Here is a 14,380-nt window from a genome sequence, read left to right as displayed (position 1 = left end):
CCCCTTACGCTAATCTATGCTTCTTATCATTAAACATATGCCTTGCGAGAAAGATATAGACCCTGAAGTTCCTATTATTTCATTACTTGTAAATCGAGATGTTCCTAAAGAAATTTCCTCATTCGTTGTTTCATATTTTACTTGTCGTAATGTTACACCTTGAATAGGCTCCTCGTGAGCAAAAAAAGACAAGTATCGGTATCGATTATCTGCATAAATTGTATGTGTGCCTGGCAGTAAAAATTGCAACATATTAGTATGATTGATTATCTTAAGTTCAATTTGAGGATGCTCTTTTTGTAACCGATAAATAGAACGAACAGCTGCCTCATAATGATCTAAACGCCCACCCGTCACACCTGTCAAAACAATTTCTTTTGGTGCAAACGTATAGGCTTTAAGCAAAGCTAAATCCGTGTCTGTTTCATTTTTCTCTTCTTGAAAACGTTGTTGATCATTGGTTTGTGCCATCACCTGTCGATATTCTTCATCTGTTAAAGAATCAAAATCACCAACAATGGCATGGGGAGTAATTCCCTGCTCAATTAAATATAATGCGCCACGATCTGCCCCGATAAACACAACATCCTGTTGCTGCTGAAACGATGAAAATGAACAAAGCTCATTTTTTGGACCACCTGCACAAACAACGACTGTCGTCATCCTTTAATCGCTGCCTCGCCAGCAAGTAAAATCTCTTGAAGAGCAGCTGTTCGATCTTCTTTACTATAGATGGCTGACCCAGCTACAAAAATTGTCGCTCCAGCCTGTGCACATGGCACAATTGTTTCAGCAGTAATACCACCATCAATTTCAATGGCAATATCTAAGCCTCGCTCCTTAATCATTGTTGATAATGCTTCAATTTTAGGTACAACAGAATGGATAAACTTTTGTCCACCGAATCCAGGATTAACAGTCATTAATAATACCATATCAATATCTTCTAAAATGTGTTGAATTGATTCTATCGGTGTATGTGGATTTAATACGACACCAGCTTTTACACCAAAGGAACGGATTAATTGAATTGTGCGATGCAAATGACGGCATGCTTCTACATGTACCGTAATATAATCTGCTCCAGCTTTTGCGAACTGTTCAATATACTGATCTGGATTTTCGATCATTAAATGCACATCTAATGGTAACTTTGTTAAAGGACGGATTGCGTCCAATACAATGGAACCAAATGAGATATTCGGTACAAAGTGACCATCCATTACATCAATATGAATAAGTTGTGCACCTGCTTGCTCTACTTCCTTTACTTCTTCACCTAACTTTGCAAAATTCGCTGCTAATATTGATGGTGCTATTTGTATCATCATTAATACCTCGGCTTTCGATCCATAATTTCTTGCATAAATTGTTCATAATGCTTGTAGCGGTAGTCTCGAATTTCTCCTGATTCGACTGCTGCCTTTACTGCACATTTAGGCTCTTTCAAGTGTAAGCAACCTCTGAATTTACAATCATCCGCCACTCTAGCCATTTCAGGAAAACATACACCTAATTCTTCTTTCTCAATTTCGTCAAAATCAAAGGAACTAAATCCAGGTGTATCTGCCAATAAACCATCACAGACCTCTATCAGTTCAACATGACGAGTGGTATGTTTACCCCGTCCTAAACTTTGGGAGATAATACCCGTTTTTAAGTTCAACTCTGGAATTAGTGTATTAAGCAAAGTTGACTTCCCAACACCCGATTGGCCAGCTAAAACAGTGGTTTTTCCCTTTAAAATAGGACGTAATCGTTCAACTAATTCTTCTTCATCTTTATATGTTTGCAAAACTGTATAGCCCATGCTTTCATAATCTGCTATATAATTTTGTAATTCCTCACGTTCATCTTTTTCTAGCAGATCCATTTTTGTTAAACAAATAATAGGATGTACATGGAAGGATTCTAACACAACTAAAAAACGATCCAGTAAAATGGTATTGAAATTTGGCTCCTTTACGGAAAATACCAAAATACCTTGATCAATATTAGCAATTGGCGGACGTACCAATTCATTTTGACGCTCTAAAATCTTTTGTATAGTCCCATCGGAGCCTTCTGTTTCCATTGTATACTCTACAATATCGCCAACAAGTGGGGATTCGCCACGGTTACGAAATACCCCACGTCCTCGACATTGAATCAGTTGATGTCCATCAAATACATAATAATAACCGCTTAATGCTTTTCTTATTTGGCCTTGCGCCATCCAATTCCTCCTTAATCGACATCATTATAATTAACTTTGCCTTCTAAAATTATTTCTGAGTCACGGATTATTCTATAACTCGCATCTTTGCCATCTTCAATTGTAAGCTGAATGTTGTATGGCGTATCACTTAAAATTTCAAATACTTCCACTGGTTCAGACAATGTATGATTTTTATCTTGAATTTCAACTCGAATGTTTTGGGCTATTCCCTCTTCTGTAGGTTTATACTCAATGACTACAGGTATGAGACGTAGTTTATCAGGCTGTTTCGCTGGTCCTTTACTTATGACAACAGATATCATAGAACCTTCCTCTACCATAGTACCCGCTTTTGTCAATTGCGAAATTACACTGCCAGCTGGGATGGTCTCATGATGTTCTTCACGAGAGATACGCCAATTGAGACCTACTCTTTTCACATAGTCATCCATATCCGCTTTCGTATAATTTACAACGTTTTCAACCCTTACCATCCTAACTCCTTGGCTAACTTTAAACGTGATTGTTTCTTCTTTCGCTACTACCTCAGAATTTGGCGGTATGCTTTGCTCAATGATTCTTCCTTCTGGTTCACGAGAAGGAACATCCTCTTTTATGACATCCTTATACTTACCTTTTATTAAAGCTTCAACTTGACTATAATTTTGTCCTACATAATTATCAACAGTCGTCATCTCTACACCTAAACTAACGATTAAGTCTACCTCTGAGCCTTTTTCACGTAATGCATTTTTTGCAGGGTCTGTTTCAATAACCTTCCCCTTTTCAATTTCCTCGTGATTTCGCTCCTGATGCTCTTCACCAACAACAAATCCATCTGCCTCTAATTTTTTTGTCGCTTCCTCTATTGTTAAATTTGCTACATCTGGTATAGCCACTTTTTTCGGGCTAAATAAATCTTTTGCAAAAATAAAGAATAGGAAAATGACAATCGCTGCAATAAATAGTCCCGCAACATACTTTGGCCAATTTTTCTTCTTTGCCTTAACGGGAACTGGCTTTTCTACAGGCTTTTTAGGCTGTGGTTGAGAAGGAGCTTTAGCTTCCATAATCGGTTCAATAACTCTTGTTTTGGTTAAATCTTCGTCTTTTTTATGCATCTGCTCTTTAATGATGGGAATAGCCTTCGTCACATCATTATCCACAGGGATGACAAATTTGGGATCGTTGATTCGAGACGGTGATAGTACGGTTTCCAAATCCTCATACATTTCTTCCACTGTAGTATAACGATGGGATGAATCTTTGGCAGTAGCCTTTAAAACTACATTTTCCAAGCTTTGAGGAATCGTTGCATCAAAAGCACGGACAGAAGGCGTTTCGGCTTGTAAATGCTTAAGTGCAATTGAAACAGCTGATTCTCCAGAAAATGGAAGTTCGCCTGTTAATAATTCGTATAACACAATACCGAGTGCGTAAATATCTGATTTGTTTGTAGCTGTACCGCCGCGCGCTTGCTCTGGTGATAAATAATGCACTGTACCAAGCACAGAGTTTGTTTGAGTAAACGATGTAGCACTTAACGTCATGGCAATACCGAAATCCGTAATTTTCACATTACCTTCTGCATCCATTAAAATATTTTGCGGTTTAATATCACGGTGGATAATATGGTTTTCATGGGCATTAGCTATGGCAGACGTTAATTGCTTCATAATATGCACACTTCTAGCAGGAGAAATTGGTGCAAATTCTTGTATGTACTGCTTTAATGTTTTTCCTTGAACATATTCCATCACAATATAATGTAGATCCCCATCGTCACCTACATCATAAACACTAACAATATTCGGATGTGTAAGACTTGTAGCAGACAGTGCCTCACGTTGAAAACGTCGATGTAATTCATCCTCATTGGAAAAATCATAGCGTAATATTTTAATGGCTACATCACGATTTAAGATCATATCGTGTGCTAAATAAACATTGGACATACCTCCGCCACCAATGAGTTCTATAATTTTATAACGGTCACTAATTCTTTTACCTACAAGCATTCTTACACCTCCTCATCCTTTTTTGTTAATAGCACGAGGGAGATATTATCTTCTCCCCCGCTGGCATTTGCTAATTCCACAAGTTTACGTCCCTTCTCCTCAATAGAATCTGGATACGTAATTATCGATGCCATTTCATAAACTGTTAGTTTATTGCTTAGTCCATCTGAACAAATGAGTAAATACGATTCTGATGCTAAATCTACTTCATAAAAGTCTGGTTCGATTGTTTCCTCTGTCCCAACCGCTTTTAAGATGAAATTTTTCTTTGGATGTGTCAAAGCCTCTTCTTCGCTTATCTCACCATTTTCAACCAAGACGTTCACATATGAATGATCTCTTGTTATTTGTTGTGCACCATCTTCAAAGAAATAATACACACGACTGTCCCCCACATGTGCAATGAAGCAATGTTGTTCTTCGATTAACACCGCAATAAATGTCGTGCCCATTCCTTTACAGTCTTCATGTGATAAAGAATAGTCATATATTGTTTTATTCAATTGCTGAACTGTTTGTAATAACCATTCTTTTTTTGATGTTGTGGATACAAAATGATGTGTGTCTGCCTGTAAAAAAAAGGATTCCATCTGTTGGATTGCCATATCACTTGCTACATCACCAGCATTATGACCACCCATGCCATCCGCAACAAGTGCTAGTGCAAGCCCATCTGGACGTTTAAAGAATGCAGCACGGTCCTCATTAATGGATCGTTTTAAACCAATATCACTTTCGACTGTGTATTCCAATACTGGTCACCTCGTTTCTTCAGATCTCTCTTGTGCACGTAATTGACCACACGCAGCAGCGATATCTGCACCTTGCTCTCGGCGGATCGTTACGTTAATACCATTTTTCTTTAATGTTTTTTCAAAAGCAAAAATTTGACTACGAGATGTACGAACATAATCACGTTCTGGTACATAGTTTACAGGAATTAGGTTGACATGACATTTAATTCCTTTAATTAATGCAGATAGCTCCTCTGCTATTTCTACTGAATCATTTTCGCCAGACATTAATCCATACTCAAAACTCACTCGTCGACCTGTTTTTTTAGTATAGTATCGTACAGCTTCCATTAATTCTTCTAATTTATAAGCACGAGCAATTGGCATTAGCTTTTGACGTGCTTCCTGGTTTGGCGCATGCAGAGAAACAGCAAAGTTAATTTGTAATTGTTCATCTGCAAATTGATAAATTTTCGGAACAATACCAGATGTTGATACTGTAATATGACGTGCACCGATATTTAAACCTTTTTCATGGTTGATCACTTTTAAGAAGTTCATCATTGCATCATAGTTATCAAAAGGTTCGCCAATACCCATAATGACAATATGTGATACTCGCTCACCTAATTCATCTAAAGTTTGCTGCACTTTGACAACTTGCTCAACGATTTCTCCTGCTAATAAATGTCGCTTCAAACCACCTAGAGTGGATGCGCAAAACGTACAGCCAATTCGGCAGCCTACTTGTGTTGTTACACAAACAGAATTTCCATACTCATGGCGCATTAATACCGTTTCTATTGAATACCCATCTTGTAATTGAAATAAAAATTTAATGGTACCATCTTTAGATTCCTGTTTAATAATGGTTGAGAGTGTGGATAATGCAAAATTTGCTGTTAGCTTTTCGCGTAATCCCTTTGAAAGGTTTGACATTTCTTCAAATGTCTTTACACGTTTATTATACAACCAGTCAAAAATTTGAGCAGCGCGGAAAGGCTTTTCACCATTTTCCTTTAGCCATTCTTCTAATTGATGAGGTTGTAAAGAATAAATGGATTCTTTTAAATTTGGCTTTTCTTTTTTTACACGTCGAACGGGCTTTTCTTCTGCTTCTTCGACTAAATCGTTAATACGTTCATTAAATTTCTCTTGATCCACCATTAGTTGGATTCTCCTTTTTTACGAAAGGCGGCGACAAAGAAACCGTCACTGCCAAAGTCTTGTGGAAAGACTTGAAGCATGCCATTAGCTTGCTTTTCCGCTAATTTTGTTGGTAAAGACTCTAGTTGTATAGCTTCCATTTCTGGATGTGCTGTTAAAAAGGCTTGCACTGTACCTTCGTTTTCTTGTATGTCTACTGTACACGTACTGTATACAAGCTTGCCATCAGTTTTCAATACTTTTGTGGCTGCATCGAGTAAAGCTAATTGGATTTTTTGAAGACTTTCTAAATCTTCCTCACGCTTTGTATATTTAATATCTGGCTTACGTCGCATAACCCCTAGTCCACTACATGGTGCATCCACTAAGATAGCATCAAAAGACGCTGCTTGTAAAAATTCAGGCGCTTTCCTTCCATCAATCGGGGCTGTTTCAACAATATCAAGCCCTAGACGCTCTGTATTATGGTCGATTAAATCTAATTTATGTGGATGAAGGTCTGTTGCTAAAATGGAACCTTCATTTTTCATTATTTCGGCTATATGCGTTGTTTTTCCACCAGGTGCCGCGCACATATCCAAGACACGCATACCTGGAGATGGATTTAGCACATTAGCAGGTATCATTGAACTTTCATCCTGAATAGTAATCATACCTTCTTTAAAGGCTTTCGTACGAGCTGGTTGGCCGTTTGTAATGTGTAAGCACTCTGGTATAACATCGCTTTGCTTAGCAGTTAAACCCTCTGAATTTAACTCGGCAATAGCCTGTTCAACGGTTGCTTTTGTTTTATTAACACGAACAGTCTGCACAGGCGGTCTATTATTTTCATGTAACATCTCAGTCGCTACTGCCAGACCATAGTTATCAACAAATCGTTGAACTAACCACACTGGATGACTTGTTTCTATAGAAAGACGCTCAATTGGATCTGCTATGTCATCTGTTGAAGGGACTCCACTGCGTAACACGGATCTTAATATGCCATTGACCATAGAGGCGATTCCACGATGTCCTCGACGCTTGGCAATTTCTACTGCTTCATTTACCGCAGCATGTGGAGGAATACGTGTTAAATAATGGATTTGATACAATGAGATTCTTAATAGCCAGCGAACCCAATGATCAATTGAACCGCGAATAAATGGCTCTAAGTAATAATCAAGTGTCATTTTATGCTGTAAAGTTCCATACGTTATTTCAGTCAATAAAGCACGATCTTTTGCTTCAATTTTATGTCGTTTAATTGTTTCATTTAGCAATAAGTTGCTATAGGCCTGATTTTTATCAACTGCTAATAGAATTGACAATGCGGCATCTCGTACATTGCCATCCCAAATCACTACACTTTTTTTACTCATTTAAATTGGTCCCCAATCTGTAATTTAGAACCTGTCCCACGTAAATATTCCTCTGCGGTCATGCGCTTTTTACCAGCTGGTTGCACATCATATAATGCTAAAGTTGTTCCGTTGCCAGCTGCTACCTCAAAATGATCTTTGTCAATGGCAACCACTGTACCTGGATTAGCCTCATGTTTACTTTTGCCAATCGTTGCCCACCATACTTTAAAATTCCCATCCTCAAAAGTCGTATAAGCAACAGGCCACGGATGAAGACCGCGCACTTGATTGTACAGAGTAGCAGCATCGTTTGTCCAATCGATGCGTTCCTGCTCCCTTGAAATATTACTTGCAAAGGTAACTTGTGCTTCATCTTGAACTGTACGGTTATTTGTACCATTTATAATAGAAGGAAGTGTTTCCTTAAGTAATTCACACCCAACCTTACTTAGCTTATCAAAAAGGCCACCAGTATGATCATCTTCCTCAATAGGGATTGCTTTTTGAGAGATAATATCTCCCGCATCAAGCTTTTCTGCCATATACATGATTGTTACCCCAGTTTCTTTTTCACCATCCATGACGGCTTGGTGAATTGGAGCACCTCCACGATATTTTGGTAATAGTGAGGCATGGACATTAATACAACCAAGAGATGGTGCATCCAATAGCTCTTTTGGTAATATTTGACCAAACGCAGCAGTTATTACTAAATCGGGCTGTAAAGCAAGAATCTGCTGTAATTCCTCAGAGCCACGCAATTTTTCGGGCTGTATAATCGGTATGCCAAGTTCCAATGCCGTTGCCTTTACAGGAGGCGGTGTTAGTACACGCTTACGCCCAACTGGACGATCTGGTTGTGTTACAACTGCCTTAATAGCATATCCTTCATCATGTAGCATACGCAAAATAGGTGCGGAGAAGTCAGGTGTCCCCATAAAAATGATAGATGTCATTTTATTCCTCCTCTTCTGCGTACATTTCTTCTAGCTCTTCTGCAGTAACAATACGCTTGATTTTTGAATCGAAAAGCACGCCATCTAAATGATCAATTTCATGTAAGATCGCACGAGCATCAAAGCCACCTGCCTCTAATTCATAAACACGTCCTTCACGATCACATGCTTCAATTTTGACATAACTAGGACGTTCCACTTCTCCATATAATCCTGGAAAGCTCAAGCATCCTTCAATATCTACTTCTGCTCCGTCTGTTTCAACGACAGTTGGATTAATCATTTCTAAAATATCACGTTCTTCACCTAGTTCAACAATTGCTACGCGTAACCCTACGTCTATTTGTGGTGCCGCAATTCCAACGCCATCATATTCCACCATTGTGTCATATAAATCATCAAGTAATGTAATAATTTCATCATTGATTTCTGTCACTTCAGCACACGGTGTTGATAGTACTTTTGCAGGGTTTTCAATTACTTTTTTTATTGCCATTATGATTTCCTCATTTCTGCTTTAAAGCTAGTGCACTAGCTAATTGATACTTTTATTAATAATCGTGCTATTATTACACGCTAACTATATAGTAGACGGATCTAAATCTACGGTCATTAATATTCCTTGTTTAACCCACTCTGCTCTATACATGGCAAGTAGACGTTGTAACACTGGAATTAGATTTGGTTCAATTTTATATTTTATCAAACATTGATAACGATATCTATTTTGGAGACGAGCAATACTCGCAGTTGTTGGTCCTATAATTGCTACTTGATTCGATAAGTTTCCTCGTAACCAATCAGCCACTCGACCAGCATATTCAGCAGCCATCATGACATCTTCATGGGATAATTGAATAAGAGCTACAAAATAATAAGGTGGATAGTTGGATCGGCGACGTAAAAACATTTCTCGTTCATAAAATGGCTCATAATCCTGAGTTTTAGCTAATTCAATTGCGTAATGCTCAGGTGTATACGTTTGAATGATGACTTCCCCTGGCTTGTCATGTCTCCCAGCCCTGCCACTTACCTGTGTTAATAGCTGAAAGGTCCGCTCTGCTGCACGGTAATCAGGTAAATGTAGGGATGTATCGGCACTAAGTACACCGACTAGTGTTATATTTGGAAAATCCAAGCCCTTTGCGATCATTTGAGTACCCAGCAAAATATCCGCTCGCCCTGCCCCAAAAGTCTCCAATATTTCTTCGTGGGCCCCTTTATGCTTCGTAGTATCTACATCCATACGTATTACTCTTGCCTCAGGAAACAATTTATACAGTTCCTCTTCCACCTTTTGTGTACCAGTACCAAAATAACGAATATGATCACTTTGACATTGCGGACATATTTGAGGAACATGTTCCTCGTATCCACAATAATGACATTTCAATTTTTCAGTTGTTCGATGATAGGTTAAGGAAATATCACAATTTGGACATTGAACGACTGTACCACAATCTCGACAGAGTACAAACGAAGAATAGCCACGACGATTTAAAAACAGCACCATTTGCTCATTTTTCTCAAGTCTTGTACGGATTGCCTCAATCAGTGTTTGAGAAAACATTGAACGATTACCTTGTCTCAGCTCTTCACGCATATCTGCAATAAAGACAGTCGGCAAAGCCTGATGTAAAGCACGGTGTTTTAATGAGAGTAGCGTATACACTCCCTTTTTAGCTCTTGCAAATGACTCTAATGCTGGTGTCGCACTTCCTAAAATAATAGGACATTTATAATATTCACTACGCCAGATGGCTACATCTCTTGCATGATAACGCGGTGAATCTTCTTGCTTATAAGTTGATTCGTGTTCCTCATCCAAAATGATAAGCCCTATATTCGTAAAGGGAGCAAAAATAGCTGAACGAGCGCCAACTACGACCTTCACTTTACCCTGTTGGATTTTACGCCATTCATCATACTTCTCCCCTACAGATAATCCACTATGCATCACAGCAACCATCTCACCAAAGCGACTGCGGAATCGTTCGGTCATTTGTGGAGTTAAAGAGATTTCAGGTACGAGCATAATGGCTTCTTTTCCTTCTTCTAGTACCTTTTGAATGGCCTGCAAATAAACCTCTGTTTTGCCACTTCCTGTTACACCATGTAATAAAAAGGTTTGCGCTATTTGCTGGTCCATAGCAGTAGTAATCGCTTGAAGCGCAACCTGCTGCTCATCTGTTAATTGTAAGGCTTGTGTACGTGAAACTTCCTTCGTAAATGGATCACGAAAGACTTCCTCTTGAATAAATTGAGCAGCTCCTTTGTCAATCACTGCCTCTAATACTGATATAGAGACCCCTGCCTCGTCACAAATTTGTTGTGGAGAAAAAACCTCTCCTAAGTGTTGGCACATCCATTGTAGTAATAGCCGTTGTTTAACTGCTCTGGATGACTGCTCTGAAGCACGTTCAATAAGTTGTGGGTCCGCTGTTATTTGAACCATTCGAATTTCCTTCACATTCCCCTGCTGCTTCACAACATTTTCGATAGTAACAATGTTTTCTGCAACCAATTGCTTTAATAAGGGTAGTAAGCCAGCTCGCTCAAATTCTTTAAAACTTGCTCGTTGACGCTTTCCGAATATAGCCTGTGCCTCTAGTGGCAATTGTTGACCTTGTTGTAACTTAATCGTTTTTTCATACTTGGCTCGAAGTGCAGATGGTAACATCACTTGCAAGGCATCTATTTCATAGCAAATCGTATCGTTCTTCAACCACTTCGCCATTTGTAGCATCTCTTCTGTCAGGACTGGCTCCATATCTAGAATTTGAGTGATTGCCTTTAGTTTATTCAACGGGACATCTGTTTCTTCCTTTAATCCAACGACAAAACCCAAGACATTTCTTGGACCAAATGGCACTTTAACACGACATCCTAATTCGATAACATTCATCCATTCTCCAGGTACTCGATAGTCAAATGGACGGTCTACATGGTAAGTAGAGACATCTACAATGACCTCTGCTATCAAAAAGCTCATTGCTCTTCACCCTTTATAATATAAGACCATAATGTCTGAGCAAAAAACTGTGGGTTAATGGTAGCCAAAAACTGTCCATTAAGCTCCGCTTTTTCACTAAATTCAATCCATCTCTCAGAAAGTATGTTAAGCATTGGTGTACCTTGCACTTTTTGTCCAAAAGTGATTGCTTTTATTCCTTCTACCGAAATAAGCGGTGTTTCCTCCATAGTCGGTACATTTGCTGCATGGATCAATATTGCCTCAGGATATTGAATTTTATAAGCTTCAAGTTGCTGAATAACATCAAACAAATTACTATTTTCTATTTGAATTACATGTGCGCCTAGTTTTCTTGCTTCATGTGCTAAAGCTTGTCCTATGGCTCCATTCGCCTTTGGGCTAATTACATGCTGCTCATCCAACGGTACATGCAAAGCACCTGCTGTCACTATGACTGTTTTTCCTGTTAATCGTTTTGTTTTTCCCGAAAAAAAATCTTGAACAAGTGCAGTGATTTTTTCTGGCTCCTCTAGACGTCCCTTCCCAATATAGCCACATGCTAAAAATCCCTCTGAAGGCTCAATAAATTTATAGCCATCAGCTGATAGCCTATCCAAATTACGTTTTACCGCTGGATGGTCGTACATGTGTACATTCATAGCTGGTGCAATCCATACAGGTGCTGTTGTAGCAAGCAGGGTTGTTGAGACCATATCATCTGCTATACCATTGGCCATTTTGCCTATCATATTTGCCGTAGCGGGCGCTACTAAAATTAAATCAGCCCAGTCTGCTAAGTCTATATGAGCAATCACACTTGAATCTTTTTCATCAAATGTGTCAAAATAAACATCATTTTTGGACATCACTTGAAAACTTAATGGATTTACAAACCGTCTAGCAGAGGCTGTCATGATGACTTTCACATTAGCTCCTGCTTGTGAGAGCTTGCTTACGAGTGCTACAGCCTTATATACGGCAATCCCGCCTGAAACACATAGTAAAATATTTTTATTCATGCTAGGTGTCGTCCTTTCAAATGATAAGCTCCCAAAGAAGGATTCCCTGGGAGCTTTCGGCATTCTGTATAATCAAAATCTACTGCTAACTAGACTAGCATGCATGTAAACAGAGTAAAGCACTTTACATGATGTTAGATTTCGTCCTCATACACAGTTGACTCATCCTGTGATACTTTCGTAAGTACACCTGCCGCTACTTCTTCAAGCGCTTTCCCTACATATTTATGGGAAACATACTTGTGCAAGCGTTCCGTGTCTTGCTCTTCTTGCATTTGGCGAGCACGTTTAGAAGCAAGGCTCACTAATGAATATTTTGAATCGATTTCTTTTTTTAAAGCGTCTACTGATGGGTATAGCATTGTTTTATTCTCCTCTCAACATTGACAAGTATCTTTTTTCAACACGTTCTCTGCGACAATGCTCGGCTTTGATAATCGCATTTATACGATCACAGGCATTCGTCACTTCATCATTTTCCACAACATAATCATACAAGCTCATCATTTCAAGCTCTTCACTTGCAGTAGCGATTCGTTTGGCAATGATATCCTCTGTTTCTGTCCCACGTCCAACTAAACGATCTTTTAATTCCGTTAAACTTGGAGGGGCTAAGAAAATAAATAAGGCATCTGGTGCTTTTTTACGAATTTGTGCTGCACCCTGCACTTCGATTTCTAAAAATACATCACGACCCGCATCTAGTGTTTCATTGACATATGCTAATGGTGTTCCATAATAGTTACCGACAAATTCAGCATGCTCTAATAAGCCACCTTGTTCAATTAACACTTCAAATTCATGACGTGTCTTGAAAAAATAGTCTACACCATCTACTTCACCTTCGCGAGGATTTCGTGTTGTCATCGAGATGGAATACTCATAATTCGTATTCGGCTGAGAAAATAATTCTTTTCGCACTGTCCCTTTACCTACACCAGAGGGGCCAGACAGAACAATTAATAATCCACGTTCTTTTATCATTTATTCTCTATATCTCCCTTAATTTATAACAGACACGTGCAAGTTATTCGATATTTTGCACTTGCTCACGCATCTTTTCTAAAATTGTTTTCGCCTGAACAACAGCAACCGCTGCTTCTGTAGATTGATTTTTTGAACCAATCGTATTAATCTCGCGATGTATTTCCTGCATTAAAAAGTCCAATTTACGTCCAACTGAAATTGTTTCAAGTAATGTTTCCTCCAGTTGGTTGAAGTGACTATCTAATCTGTCTAATTCTTCGGAGATGTCTACTCGCTCTGCAAAAATCGCTACTTCCGCTAGTAAACGATCTTCTAGCAATGTGCCATTTGCAACTTCAGTAATTCGCTCTATTAATCGTGTACGATATTTTTCAACAGCAAGAGAAGAACACAAACGAATCTGATTGACTTGCTCCATTAACTGTTCTTTATATTGTACAACAACCTCTTGCAATTCTTGCCCTTCACGCTCACGCATTTGTACGAGCTGTTCAATCGCTTGTGAAATTGCTTGTTCAACAGCGCTGAGTAAATCCTCTGGTGTAAGCTGAGGCTTTTGCTGCACAAGTGCCTGCTCTAACGATAAAAGCTCTTGCATCGTCCATTTTTCTTCAAGTGGTACTTTACTTGCTAATTGCTCTTTTGCCTTACGATACGCTTCAATTAATGACCAATTAATCTCGATAGATTGCTCTACGTTCTCTAAGTCCTTCACATATACCATCACATCAATTTTGCCGCGTGACAAAGCTTGAGAAATTAATTTCTTTGCAAAAATTTCTGCTTCAAGCCATTCTTTCGGAAATTTTGCGTTAATTTCTAAAAAACGATGGTTGACCGAGCGCATTTCCACGGTTAATTGAAAGTCTCTAGTTGTTGTGACACCTCTGCCAAAACCAGTCATACTACGCACCAAGGTTCGTCACACCTTTCTTTGCATACTGGGATTATTATAACATAAGCTTTGTCGATTATGACGACTCTC

General features: G+C 38.8%; 14 protein-coding genes. All 14 read right to left on the bottom strand.

Annotation, left to right across the window (positions count from 1 at the left end; all coding sequences use genetic code 11):
• Window positions 1-9 precede the first annotated feature (9 nt).
• A complete protein-coding gene (locus tag MKZ14_RS04785) occupies window positions 10-663 on the bottom strand; it encodes a thiamine diphosphokinase (RefSeq protein WP_016993569.1) in 654 nt (217 codons plus the stop codon).
• Window positions 660-1,328 (bottom strand): ribulose-phosphate 3-epimerase, encoded by a 669-nt coding sequence (gene rpe / locus MKZ14_RS04780; RefSeq protein WP_026023442.1) that lies wholly within the window; start codon window positions 1,326-1,328, stop codon window positions 660-662. The genes MKZ14_RS04785 and rpe overlap by 4 nt, the downstream gene beginning before the upstream one ends.
• A 2-nt stretch (window positions 1,329-1,330) precedes the next feature.
• Window positions 1,331-2,215 (bottom strand): ribosome small subunit-dependent GTPase A, encoded by an 885-nt coding sequence (gene rsgA / locus MKZ14_RS04775; RefSeq protein WP_016993571.1) that lies wholly within the window; start codon window positions 2,213-2,215, stop codon window positions 1,331-1,333.
• Between the two features lie 11 nt (window positions 2,216-2,226).
• A complete protein-coding gene (gene pknB / locus MKZ14_RS04770; protein ID WP_258859576.1) occupies window positions 2,227-4,215 on the bottom strand; it encodes a Stk1 family PASTA domain-containing Ser/Thr kinase in 1,989 nt (662 codons plus the stop codon).
• A gap of 2 nt (window positions 4,216-4,217) precedes the next feature.
• On the bottom strand, window positions 4,218-4,967 hold the full coding sequence (locus tag MKZ14_RS04765; RefSeq protein ID WP_036077180.1) for a Stp1/IreP family PP2C-type Ser/Thr phosphatase: 750 nt from the start codon (window positions 4,965-4,967) through the stop codon (window positions 4,218-4,220).
• A gap of 6 nt (window positions 4,968-4,973) precedes the next feature.
• Window positions 4,974-6,116, bottom strand: coding sequence for a 23S rRNA (adenine(2503)-C(2))-methyltransferase RlmN (gene rlmN / locus MKZ14_RS04760; RefSeq protein WP_016993573.1), 1,143 nt, complete (start codon window positions 6,114-6,116; stop codon window positions 4,974-4,976).
• Window positions 6,116-7,477 (bottom strand): 16S rRNA (cytosine(967)-C(5))-methyltransferase RsmB, encoded by a 1,362-nt coding sequence (gene rsmB, locus MKZ14_RS04755; RefSeq protein ID WP_036077179.1) that lies wholly within the window; start codon window positions 7,475-7,477, stop codon window positions 6,116-6,118. Before rsmB ends, rlmN begins: the two co-directional genes overlap by 1 nt.
• Window positions 7,474-8,415 carry a methionyl-tRNA formyltransferase gene (gene fmt, locus MKZ14_RS04750; protein ID WP_258859578.1) on the bottom strand — a complete coding sequence of 314 codons (942 nt, stop codon included), beginning with the start codon at window positions 8,413-8,415 and terminating at the stop codon, window positions 7,474-7,476. The genes rsmB and fmt overlap by 4 nt, the downstream gene beginning before the upstream one ends.
• Before the next feature lies 1 nt (window position 8,416).
• The gene (gene def, locus MKZ14_RS04745) at window positions 8,417-8,911 is read right to left on the bottom strand and encodes a peptide deformylase (RefSeq protein WP_004227388.1); all 495 of its coding nucleotides are present in this window, start codon (window positions 8,909-8,911) and stop codon (window positions 8,417-8,419) included.
• 84 nt (window positions 8,912-8,995) lie between these two features.
• Complete coding sequence (gene priA, locus MKZ14_RS04740; RefSeq protein WP_333006751.1) at window positions 8,996-11,407, bottom strand: primosomal protein N'; 2,412 nt, start codon at window positions 11,405-11,407, stop codon at window positions 8,996-8,998.
• The gene (gene coaBC, locus MKZ14_RS04735) at window positions 11,404-12,408 is read right to left on the bottom strand and encodes a bifunctional phosphopantothenoylcysteine decarboxylase/phosphopantothenate--cysteine ligase CoaBC (RefSeq protein ID WP_333006750.1); all 1,005 of its coding nucleotides are present in this window, start codon (window positions 12,406-12,408) and stop codon (window positions 11,404-11,406) included. The genes priA and coaBC overlap by 4 nt, the downstream gene beginning before the upstream one ends.
• Window positions 12,409-12,542: 134 nt before the next feature.
• The gene (gene rpoZ, locus MKZ14_RS04730; protein WP_004227380.1) at window positions 12,543-12,770 is read right to left on the bottom strand and encodes a DNA-directed RNA polymerase subunit omega; all 228 of its coding nucleotides are present in this window, start codon (window positions 12,768-12,770) and stop codon (window positions 12,543-12,545) included.
• A 4-nt stretch (window positions 12,771-12,774) separates the two neighbouring features.
• Window positions 12,775-13,392, bottom strand: a complete 618-nt coding sequence (gene gmk / locus MKZ14_RS04725; RefSeq protein WP_004227379.1) for a guanylate kinase — start codon at window positions 13,390-13,392, stop codon at window positions 12,775-12,777.
• Window positions 13,393-13,435: 43 nt separating this feature from the next.
• Window positions 13,436-14,311 carry a YicC/YloC family endoribonuclease gene (locus tag MKZ14_RS04720; protein WP_016993580.1) on the bottom strand — a complete coding sequence of 292 codons (876 nt, stop codon included), beginning with the start codon at window positions 14,309-14,311 and terminating at the stop codon, window positions 13,436-13,438.
• Window positions 14,312-14,380 lie beyond the last annotated feature (69 nt).

Source organism: Lysinibacillus sp. FSL P2-0066, from assembly GCF_037969495.1.
GTDB classification, from domain to species: domain Bacteria; phylum Bacillota; class Bacilli; order Bacillales_A; family Planococcaceae; genus Lysinibacillus; species Lysinibacillus boronitolerans.
Note: the sequence above shows the minus strand (reverse complement) of the source record. Positions and strands in the feature narration are given on the sequence as shown.

Coding starts and splice junctions, on each gene's coding strand:
- fmt (WP_258859578.1), bottom strand. CDS start 8,415: ATGACATCTATCATTTTTATGGGGACACCTGACTTCTCCGCACCTATT.
- gmk (WP_004227379.1), bottom strand. CDS start 13,392: ATGATAAAAGAACGTGGATTATTAATTGTTCTGTCTGGCCCCTCTGGT.
- pknB (WP_258859576.1), bottom strand. CDS start 4,215: ATGCTTGTAGGTAAAAGAATTAGTGACCGTTATAAAATTATAGAACTC.
- rsmB (WP_036077179.1), bottom strand. CDS start 7,477: ATGAGTAAAAAAAGTGTAGTGATTTGGGATGGCAATGTACGAGATGCC.
- priA (WP_333006751.1), bottom strand. CDS start 11,407: ATGAGCTTTTTGATAGCAGAGGTCATTGTAGATGTCTCTACTTACCAT.
- rpoZ (WP_004227380.1), bottom strand. CDS start 12,770: ATGCTATACCCATCAGTAGACGCTTTAAAAAAAGAAATCGATTCAAAA.
- MKZ14_RS04785 (WP_016993569.1), bottom strand. CDS start 663: ATGACGACAGTCGTTGTTTGTGCAGGTGGTCCAAAAAATGAGCTTTGT.
- coaBC (WP_333006750.1), bottom strand. CDS start 12,408: ATGAATAAAAATATTTTACTATGTGTTTCAGGCGGGATTGCCGTATAT.
- rpe (WP_026023442.1), bottom strand. CDS start 1,328: ATGATACAAATAGCACCATCAATATTAGCAGCGAATTTTGCAAAGTTA.
- rsgA (WP_016993571.1), bottom strand. CDS start 2,215: ATGGCGCAAGGCCAAATAAGAAAAGCATTAAGCGGTTATTATTATGTA.
- rlmN (WP_016993573.1), bottom strand. CDS start 6,116: ATGGTGGATCAAGAGAAATTTAATGAACGTATTAACGATTTAGTCGAA.
- def (WP_004227388.1), bottom strand. CDS start 8,911: ATGGCAATAAAAAAAGTAATTGAAAACCCTGCAAAAGTACTATCAACA.